General features: G+C 67.2%; 19 protein-coding genes. 7 read left to right on the forward strand and 12 right to left on the reverse strand.

Annotated features, from left to right (window positions below; genetic code table 11):
- Position 1: 1 nt before the first annotated feature.
- Both motB and motA read right to left on the reverse strand, forming a co-directional pair.
- Positions 2 to 1,045, reverse strand: a complete 1,044-nt coding sequence (gene motB, locus AC1RB9_RS25920) for a flagellar motor protein MotB (protein WP_003095673.1) — start codon at positions 1,043 to 1,045, stop codon at positions 2 to 4.
- Between the two features lie 19 nt (positions 1,046 to 1,064).
- Positions 1,065 to 1,916, reverse strand: coding sequence for a flagellar motor stator protein MotA (motA, locus tag AC1RB9_RS25925; protein ID WP_003102044.1), 852 nt, complete (start codon positions 1,914 to 1,916; stop codon positions 1,065 to 1,067).
- Between the two features lie 140 nt (positions 1,917 to 2,056).
- Here motA and AC1RB9_RS25930 point away from each other — a divergent pair, with 140 nt between their 5' ends.
- The 5 genes from AC1RB9_RS25930 to fimX all read left to right on the forward strand — a co-directional run bounded on the left by AC1RB9_RS25930 (position 2,057) and on the right by fimX (position 9,612).
- A complete protein-coding gene (locus AC1RB9_RS25930) occupies positions 2,057 to 3,568 on the forward strand; it encodes an HDOD domain-containing protein (protein WP_003102046.1) in 1,512 nt (503 codons plus the stop codon).
- Positions 3,569 to 3,642: 74 nt separating this feature from the next.
- Positions 3,643 to 4,458 (forward strand): thiosulfate sulfurtransferase, encoded by an 816-nt coding sequence (rhdA, locus tag AC1RB9_RS25935; protein ID WP_003457458.1) that lies wholly within the window; start codon positions 3,643 to 3,645, stop codon positions 4,456 to 4,458.
- Between the two features lie 3 nt (positions 4,459 to 4,461).
- Positions 4,462 to 5,331, forward strand: coding sequence for an archaetidylserine decarboxylase (gene asd / locus AC1RB9_RS25940; RefSeq protein ID WP_003457461.1), 870 nt, complete (start codon positions 4,462 to 4,464; stop codon positions 5,329 to 5,331).
- Positions 5,332 to 5,648: 317 nt separating this feature from the next.
- Entirely contained in the window at positions 5,649 to 7,472 is a 1,824-nt protein-coding gene (fimW, locus tag AC1RB9_RS25945) for a cyclic-di-GMP receptor FimW (protein ID WP_003161279.1), read from the forward strand.
- Positions 7,473 to 7,536: 64 nt separating this feature from the next.
- Positions 7,537 to 9,612 carry a cyclic di-GMP-binding protein FimX gene (gene fimX / locus AC1RB9_RS25950; RefSeq protein WP_003095680.1) on the forward strand — a complete coding sequence of 692 codons (2,076 nt, stop codon included), beginning with the start codon at positions 7,537 to 7,539 and terminating at the stop codon, positions 9,610 to 9,612.
- Between the two features lie 86 nt (positions 9,613 to 9,698).
- Here the strand turns inward: fimX and serB are convergent, their stop codons facing one another.
- Complete coding sequence (serB, locus tag AC1RB9_RS25955; protein WP_003457464.1) at positions 9,699 to 10,913, reverse strand: phosphoserine phosphatase SerB; 1,215 nt, start codon at positions 10,911 to 10,913, stop codon at positions 9,699 to 9,701.
- 220 nt (positions 10,914 to 11,133) lie between these two features.
- Here serB and AC1RB9_RS25960 point away from each other — a divergent pair, with 220 nt between their 5' ends.
- Both AC1RB9_RS25960 and AC1RB9_RS25965 read left to right on the forward strand, forming a co-directional pair.
- On the forward strand, positions 11,134 to 12,672 hold the full coding sequence (locus tag AC1RB9_RS25960) for an AhpA/YtjB family protein (protein ID WP_003102052.1): 1,539 nt from the start codon (positions 11,134 to 11,136) through the stop codon (positions 12,670 to 12,672).
- A complete protein-coding gene (locus tag AC1RB9_RS25965) occupies positions 12,669 to 13,205 on the forward strand; it encodes a metal-dependent hydrolase (RefSeq protein WP_003095684.1) in 537 nt (178 codons plus the stop codon). The genes AC1RB9_RS25960 and AC1RB9_RS25965 overlap by 4 nt, the downstream gene beginning before the upstream one ends.
- A gap of 57 nt (positions 13,206 to 13,262) precedes the next feature.
- On the opposite strand, the gene AC1RB9_RS25970 is transcribed toward AC1RB9_RS25965, so the two are convergent.
- The 9 genes from AC1RB9_RS25970 to AC1RB9_RS26010 all read right to left on the reverse strand — a co-directional run bounded on the left by AC1RB9_RS25970 (position 13,263) and on the right by AC1RB9_RS26010 (position 22,764).
- Positions 13,263 to 13,973, reverse strand: a complete 711-nt coding sequence (locus AC1RB9_RS25970) for a PqiC family protein (RefSeq protein ID WP_003102054.1) — start codon at positions 13,971 to 13,973, stop codon at positions 13,263 to 13,265.
- 292 nt (positions 13,974 to 14,265) lie between these two features.
- Complete coding sequence (gene parC / locus AC1RB9_RS25975; RefSeq protein ID WP_003095687.1) at positions 14,266 to 16,530, reverse strand: DNA topoisomerase IV subunit A; 2,265 nt, start codon at positions 16,528 to 16,530, stop codon at positions 14,266 to 14,268.
- A 7-nt stretch (positions 16,531 to 16,537) separates the two neighbouring features.
- The gene (locus AC1RB9_RS25980) at positions 16,538 to 17,062 is read right to left on the reverse strand and encodes a retropepsin-like aspartic protease family protein (protein ID WP_003457467.1); all 525 of its coding nucleotides are present in this window, start codon (positions 17,060 to 17,062) and stop codon (positions 16,538 to 16,540) included.
- A complete protein-coding gene (locus AC1RB9_RS25985) occupies positions 17,059 to 18,072 on the reverse strand; it encodes an esterase-like activity of phytase family protein (RefSeq protein ID WP_003102060.1) in 1,014 nt (337 codons plus the stop codon). Before AC1RB9_RS25985 ends, AC1RB9_RS25980 begins: the two co-directional genes overlap by 4 nt.
- Complete coding sequence (gene parE / locus AC1RB9_RS25990) at positions 18,072 to 19,961, reverse strand: DNA topoisomerase IV subunit B (protein WP_003102062.1); 1,890 nt, start codon at positions 19,959 to 19,961, stop codon at positions 18,072 to 18,074. The genes AC1RB9_RS25985 and parE overlap by 1 nt, the downstream gene beginning before the upstream one ends.
- Positions 19,962 to 19,972: 11 nt before the next feature.
- The gene (locus AC1RB9_RS25995) at positions 19,973 to 20,593 is read right to left on the reverse strand and encodes a YqiA/YcfP family alpha/beta fold hydrolase (protein ID WP_003102064.1); all 621 of its coding nucleotides are present in this window, start codon (positions 20,591 to 20,593) and stop codon (positions 19,973 to 19,975) included.
- A gap of 132 nt (positions 20,594 to 20,725) precedes the next feature.
- Positions 20,726 to 21,544: a 3',5'-cyclic-AMP phosphodiesterase gene (cpdA, locus tag AC1RB9_RS26000; RefSeq protein WP_003102066.1), complete on the reverse strand. Its 819-nt coding sequence runs from the start codon at positions 21,542 to 21,544 to the stop codon at positions 20,726 to 20,728.
- A 153-nt stretch (positions 21,545 to 21,697) separates the two neighbouring features.
- The gene (locus AC1RB9_RS26005; RefSeq protein ID WP_003102067.1) at positions 21,698 to 22,156 is read right to left on the reverse strand and encodes a DUF1249 domain-containing protein; all 459 of its coding nucleotides are present in this window, start codon (positions 22,154 to 22,156) and stop codon (positions 21,698 to 21,700) included.
- Entirely contained in the window at positions 22,147 to 22,764 is a 618-nt protein-coding gene (locus AC1RB9_RS26010) for an NUDIX domain-containing protein (RefSeq protein ID WP_003095694.1), read from the reverse strand. Before AC1RB9_RS26010 ends, AC1RB9_RS26005 begins: the two co-directional genes overlap by 10 nt.
- Positions 22,765 to 22,859 lie beyond the last annotated feature (95 nt).

Below are 22,859 nucleotides of genomic sequence, written 5' to 3' on the forward strand. Positions count from 1 at the left end.
CTCAGTCGCCCTTGATCTGCTCCAGCTTCAGGCTGCCGCCGTCGTCGAACAGGTTGAGCTTCTTCTGCACCTCGTCCGCCGGTAGCGAAGGTTGCGCGCCCGCCGCCGGTGCCTCGGCAGCCGGCTTCGGCTGCTCGCCCGGGGCAGCCGCGGGGGCGCTGGCTTCGGGAGCGCCGGTCTCGCCTTCGATGGCCTTCTGCGCCTTGCGGGTCAGGACCACGATGTCGATCCGCCGGTTCACCGGGTTCAGCGGGTCCTTGTCGTCGAACAGGCGTGCCGAGGCATAGCCGACAACCTGGGCGATCTGCCCTTCCGGATAACCGCCGGCGACCAGTGCTCGGCGCGCGGCGTTGGCGCGATTGGCCGATAGCTCCCAGTTGCCGAAGTCGCCGTTGCCGGCATAGGGCTTGGCGTCGGTGTGGCCGCTGATGCTGATCTTGTTCGGCACCTGGCGGATGGTCTCGGCCATGGCCAGCAGGATGTCCTCGAAATACGGCTGCAGGCGCGCGCTGCCGAGGTCGAACATCGGCCGGTTGGCGGCGTCGACGATCTGGATGCGCAGGCCGTCGCGGGTGATCTCGAAGTGGATCTGGTCCTTGAAGTCCTTGAGCATCGGATTTTCGTCGACCTTGTTCTGCAACTCCTGCAGCAGCAGCGCCAGGCGCTCTCGCTCAACCTGCTCGGCGAGGTTCTCGGCCTGGTCGGCGTTGACCTGATGGTCCTGCTCAGGGCTGATCCGGCTTTCGTTGGAGTCCGGCTGGGCCTGGACCTGCGGATTGAGGGTCTTGTCCGGCGCCGGCGTCGGCGTGCCGCCGAGGTCGATGACGTAGGGGCTGGCGCTTTCGCTGAAACCGATGGGGTCCTGGAAGTATCCGGAAATCGCCTTCTTCTGCTCCGGGGTGGCCGAAGACAGCAGCCAGAGCACCAGGAAGAACGCCATCATCGCCGTGGCGAAGTCGGCGAAGGCGATCTTCCACGAGCCGCCGTGGTGGCCGGCGGCATAGCGCTTGACGCGCTTGACGATGATCGGCTGGTTATTGTCCATCTATCGACAGTACCTCCACTCAGCGGCCGCGCACGGCCTGCTCGAGCTCGGCGAAGGTCGGCCGATGGGCGGGCAGCAGCACCTTGCGGCCGAACTCGACGGCCAGCGAAGGCGGCATGCCGGAAGCGGAAGCGACCAGGCAGGCCTTGATCGCCTCGAACAGGTTCAACTCTTCCTTGGCATCGTGCTCCAGGGCGCCCGCCAGCGGGCCGACGAAGCCGTAGGCGGCGAGAATCCCGAGGAAGGTGCCCACCAGGGCGGCGGCGACGTGGTGGCCGATCTCCGCCTGGCTGCCTTCGCCAAGCAACGCCATGGTGATGACGATGCCGAGTACCGCGGCGACGATACCGAAGCCCGGCAGGGCGTCGGCGACCTTGGTCACCGCGTGGGACGGATGCTCCAGGTCCTCCTTGAGACTGGACAGCTCCATGTCGAACAGGCCTTCCAGCTCGTGCGGCGCCATGTTGCCGGAGGACATGATGCGCAGGTAGTCGCAGACATAGGCGGTCATCCGCTCATCCTTCAGCACGCCGGGGTACTTGCTGAAGATGGGGCTGGCCGCGGGGTCCTCGATGTCCGCCTCGATCGCCATCATCCCTTCGCGCCGGCTCTTGTTGAGGATCTCGTAGAGCATGCCCAGCACCTCGAGGTAGTAGGTCTGGGTAAAGCGGTTGCTGAACATCTTCGGCGCTTTCTTCAGCACCACCATGAACGTGCTGCCCGGGTTGGACTGGAGGAACGCCCCCAGTGCCGCGCCACCGATGATCAGGACCTCGAAGGGCTGGATGATGGCGCCGATCTTGCCGCCGGAGAGCAGGAAGCCCCCGAGGACACTGGCGAAAACGACGATGATGCCGATGATTTTTGACATGAGGACCGGACGTGCGAAATGAACAGGATAAGGAGGGGGACTGCTAGGCTCCCTCTTGTTATCGGTTGCTAGCCGCAAGACTATAGTCCGAATACTCGAAAAGCCAGTTCGCCGCCTCGCCGACACCGAGCCCGACACCCATGACAGACCGCCTCGCCGCCTGGCTCGAAGAGCTCGACCGGCAACCCCTGCCGATCCCCGCCAGCCACTATGCCGGCCTGCACGCCGCGCTGAGCGACAGCCGCCGCTCGCTGCGCGAGATCGCCGACCAGTTGCAGGGCAGCCCGACACTGGCGTTGTCCATCCTGCGCGAGGCCAATCGCGCCGAGAGCGCCCGCGACAACCCCGCGGAAAGCCTGGAGGTGGCCCTCAGCCGCCTCGGCCTGGCGCGCGCGAGCCAACTTCTGAAGACCCTGCCGAGCATCCAGGATGCGGAGATGCCCAGGGTCCTCGGGCAGATGCTGCTGATCAGCCAGCACGCCATGCAGCAGGCCAGCGGCCTGTTCGGCGCGCGTCTGGCCAGGCTCTGGCAGGAAATTCACTGGGGCAGCCTGCTGACCATGGCTCCGGTCTGGGCGCTGGCCAACGCCCGCCCGCAGCTGCTGGAGCAATGGCAGCAACGCGTGCTGGTACAAGGCGAACCGACCCTGCGAGTGGAGCGCGAACTGCTCGGCATGCGCCTGCTGCCGATCTGCCTGGCGCTGGCCGAACGCTGGCGGCTACCGCAGTGGGTCATCCAGGGCTATCGCCTGCTCGCCTGCGACCGTCGTCTGCTGGTTCGAGCCCTGCGTATCGCCCGCGACCATCAGTCGCCCCTGCTCCAGCAACAGCAACTCGATGCCCAGCCCGATCTCGCCCGCTGGCTGACCCAGCCGGCCAACTGCACTCTCCTCGCCAATGGCCTGGCCATCGCCGCGCACCAGAGCTGGGACGGGCCGCACATGCTGCGCTGGCAGCGCCTGACCGGCCTGTACCTGGGCCAGCCGCTGACCGAAGTCCAGCAGCAGGTGCACATGCTCGCCGCGCAAAGCGCGCGCCTGCACGCCCGGCCGCCGCTGTGGCATCCGGCGGTGGCCTTGATCTGGCCCTGGCAGGCCAGCCGCTGGCGTGCCGAAGCGGCACCCCCGCCGCCGCCCTCGGCGGAAGCCCTGGCCGAGTGGCGGCAGCATTGCGCCGAGTTGCTCCGGGAGCCCAGCCCGTTCAGCAACGTGGTGCAGCTCACCGCCTGTGCCCGCGATGCGCTGCGCGCCTGCGGCCTGCAAAGGATGCTGCTGCTGGTGGCCGATCGCACCCAGGTACACGTGCTGGCGCAGCAGAGCGCCGGACTCGAACCGGGCCAGGAGAAATTGCAACTGGAGATTGCCAGCAGCCCGCTGCTGAAGAAACTGTTCCAGCAACCCGCCCTGCTGCGCATCGGCCCGAACAACCAGGACCAGTTGCTGCCGGCCCTCGGCGAACCCTTGCGCCAACTGTTCCCCGGACCTCACCTGCTGCTGCGCTCGCTGGGCAACGGCTCGCGGGTGGTGATGCTGGTCCTGGCCGACCTCGGCGGCCAGCCGTTCAGCGACCTGCATGCCCAGGCCTTCGCCAAGACCGCCCAGTGCACCGAGCGCGCGATCCAGCAGTTCGGCCGCCAGCGCCGCACGGAATGAGGGACATGCCCGGCACACTGGTCGGGCGCGCTTTCCGTTAAACTGCTGCCCTTCTTCAACCCGGGGGTACTCGCATGTCCGTTTTCTCCGACCTGCCATTGGTGATCGAGCCCAGCGACCTCGCGCCGCGCCTGGGCGCGCCCGAGCTGATCCTGGTCGACCTGACCAGTGCCGCCCGCTACGCCGAAGGGCATATCCCCGGCGCGCGTTTCGTCGACCCCAAACGCACCCAGTGGGGACAACCCCCGGCACCCGGTCTGCTACCGGCGAAGGCCGACCTGGAAGCCCTGTTCGGCGAGCTGGGCCACCGCCCGGAGGCGACCTACGTGGTCTACGACGACGAAGGCGGCGGCTGGGCGGGCCGCTTCATCTGGCTGCTGGACGTGATCGGCCACCACCGCTACCACTATCTCAACGGCGGCCTGCCGGCCTGGATCACCGACGCCCAGGCGCTCGACCGCGAGGTCCCGGCGCCTGTCGGCGGCCCGCTGCCGCTGACGTTGCACGACGAGCCCAGCGCGACCCGCGAATACCTGCAAAGCCGCCTCGGCGCCGCCGACCTGGCGGTATGGGATGCGCGCAACCCCAGCGAATACGCCGGTACCAAGGTGCTCGCCGCGAAGGCCGGGCATGTGCCCGGCGCGATCAATTTCGAATGGACCGCCGGCATGGACCCGGCTCGCGCCCTGCGCATCCGCGCGGATATCGCCGAAGTCCTGGAGGACCTCGGCATCACGCCGGACAAGGAAGTGATCACCCACTGCCAGACCCACCATCGCTCCGGCTTCACCTACCTGGTGGCCAAGGCGCTGGGCTACCCGCGGGTCAAAGGCTACGCCGGCTCCTGGTCGGAATGGGGCAACCACCCCGATACCCCTGTAGAGGTTTGAGGAATGTCGTTCAAAGATCGTCTGTTCATCTGCAGCCAGTACCTGCTGCCGCACCACCTGCTGTCCCGGCTGATCGGCTTCGCCGCCGACTGCCGGGCGACCTGGTTCAAGGACCGCCTGATCGCCTGGTTCGCCCGGCGCTACCAGGTCGACATGCGCGAAGCGCAGGTCGAGGACCTGCAGGCCTATGAACATTTCAATGCCTTCTTCACCCGCGCCCTGAAGAATGGCGCCCGCCCGCTGGCCCAGGAGCCCGGCGCGGTGCTCTGCCCGGCCGATGGCGCGATCAGCCAGCTCGGCCCGATCGAGCACGGGCGGATCTTCCAGGCCAAAGGCCACAGCTACAGCCTGGCCGAACTGCTCGGCGGCGACGCCGAACTGGCCGCGCCCTTCATGGGCGGCGACTTCGCCACCGTCTACCTGTCCCCCCGGGACTACCACCGCGTGCACATGCCGCTGGCCGGCACCCTGCGCGAGATGGTCTACGTTCCCGGCCGGCTGTTCTCGGTGAACCAGACCACCGCGGAAAACGTTCCCGAGCTGTTCGCCCGCAACGAGCGGGTGGTCTGCCTGTTCGACACCGAGCGCGGTCCGATGGCCGTGGTGCTGGTAGGCGCGATGATCGTAGCCTCCATCGAAACCGTCTGGGCCGGCCTGGTTACGCCGCCGAAGCGCGAACTGAAGACCTTCCGCTACGACGAAGCCGCCCGTGCGCCGATCCGCCTGGAAAAAGGCGCCGAGCTCGGTCGCTTCAAGCTGGGCTCCACCGCCATCGTCCTGTTCGGCCCGCAGCAGGTCGCGTTCAACGACGGCCTCGGGGCAGCGAGCCCGGTGCGCATGGGCGAATGCCTGGCACTGCCGAAACAGTCCTGACCTCGCCGGGACGGAGCGCCCCGAGCGCCTCCGTCCCGTCTCTCCCCGCCGCCGGGACCTCCCGGCGGGATCGTGGCGTCCGAAGGCTGCGGGTCCATTTCGATGCTGCTAGAGTTCGGAAAGGTCCTATCGAGCCTGTGCCGACCCCTCGGTCAGGAAAGCGGACTGCCGCACAGTTCCTGTCCTGGCCACGACGATGAACCCGCCTCCCGTGTTAAGAAAGAGGAGGCGCAGCCGCGGCGATCGGAAGTCCGGCACCTCTCCGGGGCTTCATCCCCCCGTAGAGCCTTTTCAGTAGCGGAGCCGTCTAACCCCCCATGGAAAACCAGAGCCCCCACCTCTCGTTGCGCGTCCCCACTCCGACGCAGCAGAACCTGAGCTTCTGCGACGCCACCCCGAAGGACATCAAGTACTGGCTGGCGCACCTGCCCAAGGCCAACCTCGGGGAAACCGCGCGCCAGCTCTACCAGGGCCTGATCGAACTCAACCAGTTGGTGCTGCCCGTCGAGGCCCGCCTGCAACTGCTCGAACTGTTCCGTCCAGAGGTGCATTTCGTCTGCGCCCACCTGGAACGGCACTTCCTCAACCAGGCCATCGTCCTCGACGAACGGCCGCGCAAGATCGCCAACCTCTGCCAGGCCCTGCAGAACCACCTGGCCATCGGCTACAAGCTGATCGTGGTCCAGGAAGCGCCGCGCAACAGCCGCGACCGCGCGCAGTTGCTCGCGGTCGGCATCCAGCGGGCGATCCGCAGCCTGTGCGGGCCGCTGATCCGCGCCAGCCAGTTGTACTGCCCGGTCCCCGAGGGGCTTTGGCTGGAACTCCACCAGCTCTACCAGTTGGCCAGCCAGCGCGGCGTGCATCGTCTCGCGGTGCGCGACGAACTGGCCAAGCACACCCCCGGCCTGAGCGTCGAGCAGGCCTACCTGATTCCGCTGCTGCTCGGCTGCGCGCGCTGCAACCAGATGCGCCAGAACAACATTGCACGGCTCGCCGAGGTGCTCGAACCCTGGAGCCAGCTGCTGTCGATACAGAGCGCGACGCTGCCCGGCTCGCTGTTCATCGCCGTGCCGCAGATCGACGGCCCGCCGCGCTACCGTTCGCTGTACCCGGAGACCCAACTGGCCAGTGCCCTGGGCATCGACACCCAGCCGCTGGTCGAGCTGATCCGCGAATACCTGCTGCAGCCCGAGGCCGAACGCGCGAAAGCACGCCTGCCGCTGATCGAAGGGGTGACCCTGGACCTGCTGCAACATCTCTCCTCGGCCTGGGGTGACATCGCCGAACGTACCTTCCAGCGCACCCAGGGCCAGGGCCAGTTGACCCTGTGCATCGGCATGAGCGCCCTGCACTACTTCCTCGCCGGGCGCCGCCCGTTCAACGAGGTCCTGCAGATCCAGGAAGCGCCCGAGGCGCCTCGCTTCAAGGCCGACGTCCAGGACGCCTGGGCCGGCGCCTTCGATGCACAGAAGGTCACCGACTGGCAGCCCGGCATGCCGCTGGAGGAAATCGAGTACCGCCCGCATCAGTCGCCCCGCAGTGTGCAACCCGGGCACCCGCAGGCCCACGCACAGGCTGACGCCACCGAGGACTACCCGACCTACGCCCTGCCCATCGTCAACCACAGCCCCGGCGGCTATTGCCTGAGCTGGCCGAAGGAGGTGCCCGCCCAACTGCAGGCGGGCGAACTGGTCGGCCTGCAGGACCTTCCAGGCCAGGCGTGGAGCATCGCGGTGGTGCGCTGGATCCGCCAGGTACGCAATGGCGGCACGCAGATGGGCATCGAGATGATCGCCCCGGCGGCACAGCCCTGCGGCCTGCAACTGCTGCGCAAGACCGAGCAGAGCAGCCACTACCTGCGCGCCCTGCTGCTGCCGGCGATCGCCGCGATCTCGCGGCCGGCGACGGTGATCACCCCGCGCCTGCCGTTCCAGGAGGGCAGCCGGGTGCAGATCAACCTGCACGGCGAGGAGCGGCGCGCGGTGCTGAATCGCCGGCAGGCCTCGACCGGCAGCTTCAGCCAGTTCGAATACCGCTCGGCGGAACCGGTGAACACCCCGAGCGATAAGCCGGTCACAGCGCCAGTGGCCCGGCCGCCTGCGGGGGAGGAAGATTTTGACTCGCTCTGGAAGTCTCTGTAGATTGCCCCGACACCTCCATTCGCCGTCTTTTCGCGCCCGCCCGGACGCGGACTGAGCCCTTTCCATGGCCATCGAAAAGAAAACCATCCGCCTGCTGATTCTGGAAGACTCGCAGAACGAAGCCGAACGCCTGGTCAGTCTGTTCCGCAATGCCGGCCACGCGACCCGCGTACATCGACTGACCTCTCCCGAGGACCTCGCCGAAACCCTCCAGCAAAGCTGGGACCTGCTGATCGCCGCGCCGACCAGCGAGTGTCTCGAGCCCGGCGAGGCGCTCGCCACCTTGCGCCGCCAGTCGCGCGACATCCCGTTCATCCAGCTGGTGGCCGACAACAGCTCCGACGCCATCACCGACGCCTTGATGCTCGGCGCCCAGGACGCCCTGCCGCAAGGCGAGGACGAGCGCCTGGTGCTGGTCGCCAACCGCGAGCTGGCCGGCCTCGCCGAACGCCGCGCGCGCCGCGCCGCCGAACTCGCCCTGCGCGAGGCGGAAAAACGCTGCCAGTTGCTGCTCGACAGCTCGGTCGACGCCATCACCTACGTCCACGACGGCATGCACATCTACGCCAACCGCTCCTACATGGCGCTGTTCGGCTACGAGGACGCCGAGGAACTGGAAGGCCTGCCGGTCATCGACCTGATCGCCTCCTGCGACCAGGGCGCCTTCAAGGATTTCCTCAAGGGCTACCAGAACGACCAGCGCCAGACCGAACTGGTTTGCACCGGGGTCAAGCTCGACGGCCAGGAATTCAAGGCGCGCATCAGCCTCTCCGCCGCCACGTACGACGGCGAACCCTGCATCCAGGTGGTGATCCGCGGCGAGGTCGACAACGCCGAGCTGGAAGAAAAGCTCCGCGAAGTCAGCAGCCAGGACCCGGTCACCGGTCTCTACAACCGCAGCCACTTCCTCGACCTGATGGATGCCGCCGTGCAGCAGGCGGTGACCGCCCGCAAGCCGTCGACCCTGGCCTATATCCATCTCAACGGCTACCCCTCGCTCCAGGCCGACCACGGGCTTTCCGGGATCGACCTGCTGCTCGGCCAGTTGGCCGGACTGATGCGTGAACAGTTCGGCGAGGAAGCCGACCTGGCGCGTTTCGGCGATTCGATCTTCGCCGCCCTGTTCAAGGGCAAGACTCCCGAGCAGGCGCAAGCGGCGCTGCAACGACTGCTGAAGAAAGTCGAGAACCACCTTTTCGAGCTGAACGGCCGCAGCGCCCAGGCCACCCTCAGCATCGGCGTCGCCGGTCTCGACGAGAAGACCGCCAAGGCCCAGGACGTGATGAACCGTGCGCATCGCTGCGCCGATGACGCGGCACGCAAGGGCGGGTCGCAGATCAAGCAGTACAACCCGGCGGAAGAGCTTGCCGCCGCCGCCCAGCGCGGCGACGTCATCGCGATCCTCCAGCAGGCGCTGGAGACCAACAGCTTCCGCCTGCTGTTCCAGCCAGTCATCAGCCTGCGCGGCGACAGCCACGAGAACTACGAGGTGCTCCTGCGCCTGCTCAATCCGCAGGGCCAGGAAGTGCCGCCGGCGGAGTTCCTGCATGCCGCCAAGGAAGCCGGGCTGGCGGAGAAGATCGACCGCTGGGTGATCCTCAATTCGATCAAGCTGCTCGCCGAGCATCGCGCCAAGGGGCACCAGACCAAGCTGTTCGTCCACCTGTCCAGCGCGAGCCTGCAAGACCCCGGCCTGCTGCCCTGGCTCGGGGTGGCGCTGAAGGCCGCGCGCCTGCCGCCGGAGTCGCTGGTGTTCCAGATCAGCGAAGCCGACGCCACCAGCTATCTGAAGCAGGCCAAGCAACTGACCCAGGGCCTGGCCACCCTGCATTGCCAGGCGGCGATCAGCCAGTTCGGCTGCTCGCTGAACCCGTTCAACGCGCTGAAGCACCTGACCGTGCAGTTCATCAAGATCGATGGCTCCTTCGTCCAGGACCTCAACCAGGTGGAAAACCAGGAGATCCTCAAGGGCCTGATCGCCGAACTGCACGAACAGCAGAAGCTCAGCATCGTCCCCTTCGTCGAGAGCGCCAGCGTCCTCGCCACCCTGTGGCAAGCCGGCGCCACCTACATCCAGGGCTACTACCTGCAGGGGCCGAGCCAGGCGATGGACTACGACTTCTCCTCGGGAGACGAATGAAGAACGGGCGCCCTGGGCGCCCGTTGCTTTTCCGCTCTACCGACCTGGTTCGTGGCTGCCGGGCCGGCAAGAGACGCCCGCCGGCCTCAGGCTCGTCCTTCGCGGTCGCGGTAGCCGAGCAGGTAGAGGATGCCGTCCAGGCCCAGGGTCGAGATCGCCTGCTTGGCCGACTGCTTGACCAGCGGCTTGGCGCGGAACGCCACGCCCAGGCCGGCCAGGCCGAGCATCGGCAGGTCGTTGGCGCCGTCGCCGACGGCGATGGTCTGCTCCAGGCTCAGGCCTTCCTTCGCCGCCAGTTCGCGCAGCAGGTCGGCCTTGCGCTGGGCATCGACGATCGGCTCGACCGCCACCCCGGTGACCTTGCCGTCGACGATCTGCAACTCGTTGGCGAACACGTAGTCGATCCCCAGCTTCGCCTGCAATTGACGGGCGAAATAGGTGAAGCCGCCGGACAGGATGGCGGTCTTGTAACCCAGGCGCTTGAGTTCGGCGAACAGGGTTTCCGCACCCTCGGTCAGACGCAGCGAGGCGCCGATCTCCTCCAGCACGTCTTCCGACAGCCCCTGCAGCAGCGCCAGGCGCTCCTTGAAGCTGGCGCGGAAGTCCAGTTCACCGCGCATCGCCCGCTCGGTGATCGCGGCGACCTTCTCGCCGACGCCGGCGGCTTTGGCCAGTTCGTCGATGACTTCCGCCTCGATCAGCGTCGAATCCATGTCGAACACCGCCAGCCGGCGGTTGCGGCGGAACACGCTGTCCTGCTGGAAAGCGATGTCGACGTTCAATTCCTGGGCGACGCTGAGGAATTCCGCACGCAGCGCCGCCGGATCGGCCGGTTCGCCGCGTACCGAGAACTCGATGCAGCCCTTGCCCTGGTCGGCGGGCATGTCCAGCGGCATACGCCCGGAGAGACGGTCGATGTGGTCGATGTTCAGCGCGTACTTGGCGGTGATCGAGCTGACCCTCTGCAGTTGCTCGGCAGTCACCCGGCGGGTGAGCAGGGTCACGATGTGCCGCGTCTTGCCCTGGCCGTCGACCCATTGCCGGTAGTCCTCTTCCGAGACCGGGGTGAAGCGCACCTGCTGGTCCAGCTTGTAGGCGGTGAACAGCACGTCCTTGAGGACCGAGGAACCGGCCTCGGTATCCGGGATTTCCACCAGGATGCCGAACGACAGGGTGTCGTGGATCACCGCCTGGCCGATGTCGAGGATGTTCACCCCGCCCTGGGCCAGTACGCCGGTGATGGCAGCGGTGAGACCGGGGCGGTCTTCCCCGGTGATGTTGATCAGGACAATTTCGCGCAAGGCGTAAGCTCCGCCAGGTAAAAGACGCCATTCTACCCGCTTTCCCGCACACCCGAGAGACGCAGAGCCGGGCATTTGCCATCACCACCGGTCGGAACCGACCGGGAAAACCCGCGAAACCGCCGCGCGGCGGCCTGGAAAGCGCGTCAACGGCCCTTTGCCCCTCGGGGGGCGCTGGTTATACTGCGCGATACCTCTATTTCAGAAGACCGAGCCCCCTGTGACCCGGCCCACGTCCGTCAAGCCCGACAATTTCTTCCTCCTGCTGTTTCGTGCCTTGCGCCAGCGCCGCGTCCCGATCGCCCTGCGGCTCGCCAGCCATAGCCTGATCCTGGTGGCCCTGGCCCTGCTGATCTACGCCTGGGTCATGGGCATGCAGTTTCGCCAGGCCATGCAACAGCAGGCCGATGCCCTGGGCCAGAGCCTGATCACCCAGACCGCCGCGTCCGCCACCGAGTTGCTGGTGTCCAACGACATCCTCAGCCTCAACGTGCTGCTGAACAACCTGGTGAAGAACCCGCTGGTGGCCCATGCGGCGATCTACAGCGTCGACCAGCGCATCCTCGCCGAGGCCGGCAGCCGTCCGAAGCAGAGCCTGCTCGGCGCCACCGAAGGCCTGTACTCGACGCCGATCACCTTCCAGGAAGTGATCGCCGGGCACCTGCGCATCAGCCTGGACATGCAGCAGTTCCAGCAGCCGATGATGATCAGCCTGCAGAGCATGGGCCTGATCAGCCTGATCCTGCTGATCCTCGCCCTGTATTTCAGCCTGCGCCTGGGGCGGCAGATTTCCACACCCTTGTTGCAATTGCGTGTCTGGTTGCGCGATCCGGACAATCCGGCCCCCGGCGCCGAACTGCAGAACGAGCTGGGCGACCTGGCGCGCGACCTGGAAGAGCGCCTGGTGCCGGAGAAGCCGCCGGCGCCGGAGCCGGAAGAAGCACCGCTGCCGCAGAACTTCGACGACATCCTGCTGGAAGACGACGAAGCCGACCTGCGCAGCCGCAAGGTCGAGGCCTCGGCCTTCGAGGAAGACGACATTCCGCTGGGCGACGCCCTGCTGGACGAGACCAAGCCGGTGGAATTCACCTCCATCGACGAAGACCCGCTGGACCAGGACGCCTTCGACGAGAACGGAGCCGAAGCCGGGGAACAGCCCGCGGCGCCCGCCGCTGCGCGCGAACCGCAACACAGTGCGGTGCTGGCGATCCAGCTCGGCGCCCAGGAACAGTTGCGCCGGTTGCCGCGCAGCCGCCTGGTGGACCTCCTGCAACGCTATCGCGACTGCCTGGAACAGGCCGCCCGCCAGTACAAGGGCAGCCTGCACACGCTCAGCGACGGCGGCAGCCTGATTCTCTTCCACAGCCGCGACAACCGCGCCGACTACCTGACCAACGCGCTCTGCTGCGGTGAACTGATGCGCGCGCTCGGCCATGCCCTGCAGATCGAGGTCGCCGACAGCGGCATCACCTTGCAGTTGCAACTGGGCCTGAGCCTCGGCGAAGACCTCAGCGAACAGACCCAGGCCGACCTGCTGCTCAACGAAACCGTGCAGAACGCCCTCGCCCTCAACCAGCACAGCCGCAACCTGCTGCTGGTCGAACGCAGCATCGCCGACGACGCGGTGGTCCGCGAGCGCGCCCGTATCCGCGCCATCGCCAGTCCGGAAGGAGCCTGCTGCGTCGAGCGTCTGCTGGAGCCGTATCCATCGATGCTCGAGCGCCAACTGGCGCGCATGCACGACCGCGCCCGCCCGTGACCACCCTGATCACCCACCCGCTGCCGGTCCTGGCGGTGGGACTGGCCCTTGGCAGCCGGGTGATCCCGCCACGCCTGCTGCTGGCAGGCATGCTCGCCGCCTGCCTGCCGGACTTCGACGTAGTCGCCTTCAAGCTCGGCATCGCCTATCACGATGCCTTCGGCCATCGCGGCTTCAGCCATTCGCTATTGTTCGCCGCGATCCTCGGCGCGCTCGCCGCCCTCGCCTGCCGGCCGCTGCATAGCGGACCGCTGAAAGCCGGGCTGTGGGTGGCGCTGGCCACCGCCTCGCACAGCCTGCTGGACGCGATGACCAATGGCGGGCTGGGCGTCGCCTGGTTCTGGCCCTGGAGCGACGCCCGCTACTTCATGCCGTTCCATCCGATCGCCGTGTCGCCGATCGGTCTGTCGCGCTTCCTCAGCGAACGCGGATTGCTGGTGCTGCAATCGGAGGCGCGCTGGGTCTGGCTGCCCTGCCTGCTGCTGGCGCTCGCCGGCATGGCCCTGCGCTTCCTGTTGCGCCGCTCACGCTGACGCCGAAACGAAAAAGCCCCGCTTCGGCGGGGCTTTCTCCTGGTCGGCTATCGACAATCAGAACCGATAGACCTCGGCGTCGGTGCGAATCGGCACCACCAGTGGCATTTTCGGACCTTCCTCTTCCTTGACCTTCGGCTTGGCCACCGGCTTGCGCGCGGTCGCCGGCGGCGGCGCCTCGGCCGCCACGGCGATCGGCTTGACGTCCTTGGCCAACTGCGCCGCCAGGCGCTTGAGCAGGTCGCTCTGGGCACGGATCTGGTCGCCGATGCTGCCCTGATGCTGTTCTTCCTCGTGGAACACCCGGCTGTCCTTCAGGTCGCCCTTCTGGTCCAACAGGCGCCAGCGCGCCTCGATCACTGCCGGCTGCTTGGGGCCGGAGTCGAGGCGACTGATGGTCAGCATCACCTGGACCTGGGGGGTGAAACCGGGTTTTTCCGGGAACAGCGCCAGGCGGCTGCTGCCCAGCTCGCTGGACATCTGCCGCAGCAGTTGCTGGCTGACATTGGTCTCCAGGTTGCCGGCCCAGCGCGCTTCGGTGGACAGACTGAGAATACCATCGGCCTGCCGCTGCACCATCACATCGCGCTTGAGATAGTCGGCCAGTTGTACCGGCCCGAGCAGGACGGCCGCACCGCCGTCCTTTTTCGGTACCGCAGCGGCACCGACGTCCAACTGGTAGAGCTGGGCCGGCGGATGGACCGCACAACCCGTCAGCCCGAGCAGGCTGACGAGGGAAAGACATGCGAAGACGCGCCACGCGCTCATCGAGAACCACCGTATTTCGCCGAAGATCGGCACTACTGATGCAAGACTTGAATTCTACTGGCCACCCGCCATCGGAAACGGCGGCCGAAGGGGCGTATCATCCCCTAACCAGCGCCATAGCTCCAGAGGCAGAGCGTATTCCGAAACCGGTTTCGGACCACCTGCGTCAGGGGAAAACCCGGCGGAACCCGCCAGGGAGACGACATTCCCCCGGAAAGCCGGCCTCGGAAGAGGCCGCTTTCGCCATTCCCTTGCGGATATGCGAGAGATCGGAGACCGGTAACGGCTCATTTCAATCCTGTGGCGGAATATCCACCAGCAGGCTGTCGACGCGCTGGAAACCGCGCGGCAGCTTGTTGCCTCGCCGGCCCCGCTCCCCCTTGTAGTGTTCCAGGTCGTCGCCCTTGAGCGACAGGGTACGCTTTCCGGCCTGCAGGACCAACGTCGCCCCGGCTGGCAGAACAGCCAGGTCGGTGAGGTATTCCTCGCGGCTGGCCACGCGTTCGCCGGGGATGCCGATGATCTTGTTGCCCTTGCCCTTGCCGAGCTGCGGCAGGTCGGAGACCTTGAACAATAGCAGACGGCCCTCGGTCGTCACGGCCGCCAGCCAATCCTGCTCCACATCGCGCACCGGGCGCGGCGCCACCACGGCGGAGCCGTTGGGTAGGCTGAGCAGGGCCTTGCCGGCCTTGTTCTTGGCCTGCAGGTCCTCGCCCTTGACCACGAAACCATAGCCGGCGTCGGAAGCGATCACGAACAGCGCATCGTCGTCCGGCAGCAGCACGCATTCGAAGCTGGCCCCCGGCGGCGGCGTCAGCCGGCCGCTGAGCGGCTCGCCCTGGCCCCGCGCGGACGGCAGGCTGTGGGCCGGCAGCGAGTAGCTGCGCCCGGTGGAGTCGATGAACACCGCATACTGGTTCGAGCGTCCCGGCGCGGCGGCCTTGAAGCCGTCGCCGGCCTTGTAGGAAAGGCCGGCGGCGTCGATGTCGTGGCCCTTGGCGCAACGCACCCAGCCTTTTTCCGAGAGCACCACGGTCACCGGTTCGGTGGGCATCAGCTCGGTTTCCGACAGCGCGCGGGCCTCGGCGCGGGCGACGATCGGCGAACGGCGGTCGTCGCCGTAGGTCTCGGCATCCTTGATCAGCTCCTCGCGCACCAGCTTCTTCAGCTTGGCCTCGCTGCCGAGCAGGGTCTGCAGGCGCTTCTGCTCCTTCAGCAACTCTTCCTGCTCGCCGCGGATCTTCATCTCTTCCAGGCGCGCCAACTGGCGCAGGCGGGTGTCGAGGATGTAGTCGGCCTGCACCTCGCTGAGTTCGAAGCGCTCCATCAGCACCGCCTTGGGCTGGTCCTCGGTGCGGATGATGTGGATCACCTCGTCGAGGTTGAGGAAGGCGATCAGCAAGCCATCCAGCAGATGCAGGCGGCGCTCGACCTTGTCCAGGCGGAACTGCAGGCGTCGACGCACGGTGCCGATGCGGAACTGCAACCACTCCGAGAGCAACTGGCGCAGGTCCTTGACCTGCGGCTTGCCATCGAGGCCGATGATGTTCAGGTTGACCCGGTAGCTGGTCTCCAGGTCGGTGGTGGCGAACAGATGGGTCATCAGCTCTTCGACATCGACCCGGTTCGAACGCGGGATGATGACGATGCGGGTCGGGTTCTCGTGGTCCGACTCGTCGCGCAGGTCGGCCACCATCGGCAGCTTCTTGGCCTGCATCTGCCCGGCGATCTGTTCCAGCACCTTGGAACCGGACACCTGGTGCGGCAGGGCGTGGATGACGATGTCGCCGTCCTCGACGCGGTACACCGCGCGCATGCGCACCGAACCGCGGCCGGTCTCGTAGACCTTCTGCAGGTCGGCGCGCGGGGTGATGATCTCGGCTTCGGTGGGGAAGTCCGGGCCCGGCACGTGTTCGCACAATTCGGCGACCGTCGCGCCCGGCTGGTCGAGCAGGCGCACGCAGGCCGACGCGACTTCCCGCAGGTTGTGCGGCGGCACGTCGGTGGCCATGCCCACCGCGATGCCGGTGGTGCCGTTGAGCAGCAGGTTGGGCAGGCGGGCCGGCAGCACGGCCGGCTCGTCGAGGGTGCCGTCGAAGTTCGGTACCCAGTCCACGGTACCCTGGCCCAGTTCGCTGAGCAGCACCTCGGAATAGCGCGACAGGCGCGCCTCGGTATAACGCATGGCGGCGAAGGACTTGGGATCGTCCGGCGCCCCCCAGTTGCCCTGGCCGTCCACCAGCGGATAGCGATAGGAGAACGGCTGCGCCATCAGCACCATGGCCTCGTAGCAGGCCGAGTCGCCGTGCGGGTGGAACTTGCCGAGCACGTCGCCGACGGTGCGCGCCGACTTCTTGTGCTTGGAATCGGCATCCAGCCCCAGTTCGCTCATGGCGTAGACGATGCGTCGCTGCACCGGTTTCAGGCCGTCGCCGATATGCGGCAGGGCGCGGTCCATGATCACGTACATGGAATAGTTCAGATAGGCCTGCTCGGTGAACTCGGCCAACGACCGGCGTTCGACCCCTTCCAGGCTCAGATCGAGGGATTCGCTCATGCGTACCTCACGGAGAAGTGTTTTGGCGCAGCACCAGGGTGCCGTCGCGCTGGGTGAATTCGAGTTGTTTCAGGGCGCTCATGCCGAGTAGCACCTCATCGCCGTCCATGCCCGGCGCAATCAGCGCCGCGACCCCGGACAGGCGGATATCGCCGAGTTGCAGCTGGTCCAGCCGCGTGCGCCAGCCCGTGGCGCGGCCGTTGGCCGTGCTCAGGGTGATCGGCGCGCCGCGCTCCAGCGCGAGTCTTGCCGCCAGGGCTTCCGGCACCGCCACCTGGGTCGCCCCGGTATCGAGCAGGAAGGTCACGCCCTGGCCGTTGATCTGCCCGTTCAGCAGGTAATGGCCCTGGCGGCTGCTGGCCAGGCGCAACTCGACGTAGCCGTCGCCATGGATCGATTGCGGCGCCTGGTTCGGGTTGCGCTGTCGATCTTCCCAGACGCCGAAATAGCGCGTCGCCAGCGCCAGCCCGGCGACCCAGGCCAGCACCAGCATGATCCGTCCCAGCCGCTGACCGGGCGCCCGTTGCGTCACTTGTCCCCCAACCAGCCGCCGGCGGGCGCGGCGAAGCGCAGGACGAAGGGCCGCACATCGCCATCGGCGCGCGCATGGTCGCCATTGTCGATGCCCAGCCAGGCGCCCTTGTCGTCCAGCGACAGGGCTTCCGCGACGCCATAAGGCAGCTCGTAGCGACGCTCCGGCGCCAGGACCGCCGAGGCGAACGACCAGCAGCGCTCGACCTTGGCCTGGGCCAGGTCGCGGCGGCAGATCTGATGCGCCAGGCGCTCCAGGGTGAACAGCTTGCCGCGGTAGAAGGCGAGGTCGGAGAAATCCTTCGGCAGCTTGCGCGCGCTGCCCAGTTCCGGCGGCGGCTCGATCTTGCCGCCCTCGGCGAGCAGTACGCAGCTGCCCTCGCAGCGCCAGGCACTGTTGTCGCGGTGGGCCACCAGCAGGCCGCGGCGCTCTCGCTCGGCAGCCAGCCAGAGGCGCTTGCCCTCGGGGTCGACGGCGATCCCTTCGAACAACGCGTTGAAATTCATCAGCATGCCGCTGGCCCGCGCTTGCGGCAGCAGGCCGGGCGGCAGGCGCAGCCAGTTCGGCGTGCCGCTCACCGGCAGTTGCAGGACCGCCGCGTGCGCCTCGCTGACCAGGTAGCGATTGCCGGCGGCATCGCAGGCGATGCCTTCGAAGTCGAGGTTGCCGCCGCGCACCAGGCCACTGAGCCAGACCCGCGTGCTCATGCCCCAGGGCAACCCGCTGTCCGGCGGGGTCGGAGCGATGAAACTCTCGGCCTCGGCCTGCCAGGGCTGGTCGGAGCCTTCGGCCGAGGGTTGCAGGCGATACAGGCGGTCATCGTCGCGGTCGGAAACCGTCCACAGCGCGCCGCCACACCAGGCCAGCCCGGAGAGGTTGCCGCCGCGCATGCCCTCCACCGCATGTTCGGAGATGAAGCTCAAGGCTGCCGGAACCGGTGGCTCTGGCGGCGCCTCGGCCGCCTGGACCAGGCCCCCGAACAGGCCGAGGATGGCCAGCAGGCGGCGCATCAGACCAGCACCTCGGCCAGGTTGCCCTTGCTTTCCAGCCAGGACTTGCGGTCACCGGCGCGCTTCTTGGCCAGCAGCATGTCCATGATCTCCAGGGTTCCGGTGGCGTCCTCCAGGGTGAGCTGGACCAGCCGCCGGGTATTCGGATCCATGGTGGTCTCGCGCAGTTGCAACGGATTCATTTCGCCAAGGCCCTTGAAGCGGGTGACCTGCGGCTTGCCGCGCTTCTTCTCAGCGGCCAGGCGCTCGAGGATGCCGTCGCGCTCGGCTTCGTCGAGGGCGTAGTAGATGTCCTTGCCGAGGTCGATGCGGTACAGCGGCGGCATCGCCACGTAGACGTGGCCGGCTTCCACCAGCGGGCGGAAATGGCGGACGAACAGCGCGCAGAGCAGCGTGGCGATGTGCAGCCCGTCGGAGTCGGCATCCGCGAGGATACAGATCTTGCCGTAGCGCAGCTGGGCCAGGTCACTGGCACCCGGATCGACGCCGATGGCCACCGCGATGTCGTGGACCTCCTGGCTGGCGAGCACCTCGCCGCCGTCCACTTCCCAGGTGTTCAGGATCTTTCCGCGCAGCGGCATGATCGCCTGGAATTCCTTGTCCCGCGCCTGCTTCGCCGAGCCGCCGGCGGAGTCGCCCTCGACCAGGAACAGTTCCGCGCGCATCGGTTCCTGTCCGGCGCAGTCGGCCAGTTTGCCGGGCAGCGCCGGCCCCTGGGTGATCTTCTTGCGCTCGACCTTCTTGCCCGCCTTGAGGCGACGCCCGGCGTTGCTGATCGCCAGTTCCGCCAGTTGCAGGCCGATTTCGGCGTGCTCGTTGAGCCACAGGCTGAAGGCGTCCTTCACCACGCCCGAGACGAACGCCGCCGCCTCGCGGGACGACAGGCGCTCCTTGGTCTGCCCGGAGAACTGCGGCTCCTGCATCTTCATCGAGAGGACGAAGGCGATCCGCTCCCAGACGTCCTCGGGCGCCAGCTTGACGCCGCGCGGCAACAGGTTGCGGAACTCGCAGAACTCGCGCATGGCGTCGAGCAGGCCCTGGCGCAGGCCGTTCACATGGGTGCCGCCCTGGGCCGTGGGAATCAGGTTGACGTAGCTTTCCTGCACCGACTCACCGCCCTCGGGCAGCCACAGCAGGGCCCAGCTCACCGCTTCCTTGGAACCTTCGAGGTTGCCGCAGAAGGGTTCATCGGGCAGGCGCGGCAGCTCGGCGACCGCGTCGGTCAGGTAGGAGCGCAGGCCGTCCTCGAAGTGCCACTCGACGCGCTCGCCGGTGTTCTTGTCCTCGAACACCACGCTCAGGCCCGGGCACAGCACCGCCTTGGCCTTGAGCACATGCTTGAGGCGGCTGACCGAGAACTTCGCCGAATCGAAATACTTCGGATCCGGCCAGAAATGCACGCTGGTACCGGTATTGCGCTTGCCGACCGTGCCGATGACTTCCAGATCGCTGTCCTTGAAGCCGTCGGCGAAGGTCATCCGGTACTCGTTGGCGTCACGCTTGACGCGTACCTCGACCCGGGTCGAGAGCGCGTTCACCACCGAGATGCCGACCCCGTGCAAGCCGCCGGAGAACTGGTAGTTCTTGTTCGAGAACTTGCCGCCGGCATGCAGCTTGGTAAGGATCAGCTCGACGCCCGGCACGCCCTCTTCCGGGTGGATGTCCACCGGCATGCCGCGGCCATCGTCTATGACTTCCAGCGAGTTGTCCTGGTGCAGGATCACCTGCACGCTCTTCGCGTGGCCGGCCAGGGCTTCGTCGACGCTGTTGTCGATGACTTCCTGGGCCAGGTGGTTGGGGCGGGTGGTGTCGGTGTACATCCCCGGGCGCTTGCGCACCGGGTCGAGGCCGGAAAGGACTTCGATGGCGTCTGCGTTGTAAGTAGCCATGGGGTCTCTATTCAGTCAAAAGTCGAAAAGTCGGTGTCGCGCCACAGCGCCGACGGGTAGCCGGCGAACGCCAGCAGCGCCGGCAGGTGCCGGGCGAAGCCCTGGAAACCGTGGTCGCCGCCGGCCTGGATACGTAGCGCGCAGGCTCGGTAGAAGGCCTGCGCGACGCGATAATCGAGGGTTTCGTCGGCGGTCTGCAGCCATACCTGGTAGCGTTCGGGACGTTGCAGGTGCGTGACTTCCAGTTCGGCCAACGCCGCCACGTGGTCCTCGGTGAGTTCCCAGGTCTCGCCGCTGTAGTGGTTGGTCTGCGCGCCCAGGTAGCCGTCGAAGGAGCGATGCGGGGCGACCGCCGGATTGACCAGGATCGCCGCCAGGCCATGGCGCTCCGCCAAATGGGTCGCATAGTAGCCACCCAGGGAGCTGCCGACCAGCACCGGTCGCCCGAGCTCGGCAATGGCCCGCTCCAACTGGGCGATAGCCTGCCGTGGGTGATGGTGCAGGGCCGGGACGCGCAGGCCTTCGGCCAGGCCCAAGTGGCCGAAGGCCGCCTGCAGCTGACGCGCCTTGTGCGATTCGGGCGAACTGTTGAAGCCGTGGATATACAGCAGGGATGGGCTGGTCGCGGTCATCGGGAACGGGCTAATGGGCTTCAACTCGGTAGGGAAAGCCGAACGGTACCAGCTTCCAGGCTTCATCTTCCAGCCTGCGCGCCGATCGGCAACGACGCACGCGGCCGCGGCATCCCGCGACCGGGGGGCATGTCAGTATCCGGCGGTGTCGTAGTCCACTTCGAAGACGACGTCATCGACCCGCGAGATCCCCGTTTCCAGGCGCCCGTCGTCGTGCAGGCGCAACCAGCGGTAGCCCGGCGCCAGGCGGTCGAGGGTGAAGTCGCTGCTGCCGGGGGCGAACTGCACGCAGGTGGACGGCGAAGCCAGCAGGCGCAGCGGGCCGCGCTGGCGGTCGAACTCCTGGTGAATGTGCCCCCACAGCAGGCAGCGCACCTGCGGATAGGGTGCCAGCAGGTCGAACAGCGCCTGCGGGTTGCGCAGGCCGATGGGGTCCATCCAGTCGCTGCCGATCGGCACCGGGTGGTGATGGAAGGAAACCAGCAGGAAGCGTTCGCCGGCGCTGTCGATGGCGCGCCGCAGCAGCTCCAGCTGATCCTCCTCGAGATAGCCCGGCACCGCGCCGGGAATGCTCGAGTCGAGCAACACCACGCGCCAGTTGCCGACGTCGACGACCTGCTCCAGCAGGTCGCTGCCCTCGGTCGCCCTTTGCATCGGCTCGCGTTCGTCGTGGTTACCGGCGAACCAGCGCAACGGCGCGTCCAGGGGGGCGCTCAACCTGCGGAAGCGTGTGTAGGAATCGAGGCTGCCGTCCTGGGAGACGTCGCCGGTGGCGAGAATCAGGTCGATCCGCGGCTGCTCCCGGGCGACCCGCTCGACCACCTTCTCCAGGCTATGGGCGGTATCCATGCCAAGCAGGCGCGCGCCATCCTCGGCGAACAGGTGGCTGTCCGAGAGCTGCACCAGCAGTACGGAGGCGTCGGTGGCGGGAGTGTTCGAATGGCGTGACAAGGGGCCGTCTCCTGAAGGCGAGGCGTCCGCGGTGAAAGGGATGATTATGGTGACCGACGAAAGTGGCGGCAAACCCGGAAAGCGGAACAGATCACAGTTGCGAGGACTACTTTTGGCTTGATGTCATTCAACTGGCCTTTTGCCTGCAACCGCTCAGCGCTGGGCCACCGGCTCCATTTCGTGGCCGCAGGCCAGGCAATGGGCGAGCCACTCGCCGAGGAACAGGTTGAGCTGGTTCTTCTCGTCGGGCTGGTGCATCGCCTGGTTCGGGTAGGGATAGATCGCCATCAGCCGCCGCGCCTGTTCGGCGCCGATCACCTCGGCCATCCGCGCATCGTGGTAGACCCGCACTTCCAGCCGCGGCGCCGGCAACCAGGGCAGGCCCAGTTCCTGGCGCACCTGCAGGGTGGTGGTGTAGGGGCAGGCCTCGGTCACTTCCAGCGCAAGTACGCCGAGCAGCCGCTCTCCTTCGCTCAGCGCGACCCGGCGCGAGGCCTGCGCCTCGCGCATGTCCGGGAGCAGGCGCATGAGCCGCGCGTAGTTCGCTTCGCAGGTCGCCTGCAGGCTGGCCAGGTCGACCCGGTAGCGCTCGCGCAGCAGGTTCAGGCCCATAGCCCACGCACCTCGGCCCGGTTCAGGGCCAGCCACTGCAGGGCGATGATGCTCGCCGCGTTGTTGATCCGCCCGTCGCGCACGGCCTGCAGCGCATCTTCCAACGGCCAGACGTGGACGCGGATGTCCTCGCCCTCCTCCGGCAAGCCATGCACGCCGCCGACGCCTTCGCTGTCGCAACGGCCGACGAACAGGTGCACCACTTCGTCGGTGCCGCCCGGCGACGGCAGGTACTGGGTTATCGGCCAGAGCGCACCGAGAGTCAGCCCGGCCTCCTCCATCGCCTCGCGATGGGCCACTTCCTCCGGTTGCTCGTCCTTGTCGATCAGGCCGGCGACCAGCTCCAGCAGCCAGGGGTTGGCGAGCTTCTGCATCGCCCCGACGCGGAATTGCTCGATGAGCACCACGCAATCGCGCTGCGGGTCGTAGGGCAGCACGCAGACCGCGTCATGGCGGACGAACAGTTCCCGACTGATTTCCCGGCCCATGCTGCCGTCGAACTGGCGATGCCGCAGGCGCAGGCGATCGAGACGATAGAAGCCGCGGAAGCATTCCTCGCGCTGCACGAGCTCGACGTCACCGGGGGCGGGTTTGAAGGTTTCGGACATCCTCGACTCACTTCACTCGGGTATGTGGGTTTCGCGCCATCCTATCGCGGCCCGGCGCAGGGCGCAGCCACTTTCAGGACAGCTCGGGAAAACTT

It is taken from the genome of Pseudomonas sp. 20-5, assembly GCF_056782835.1.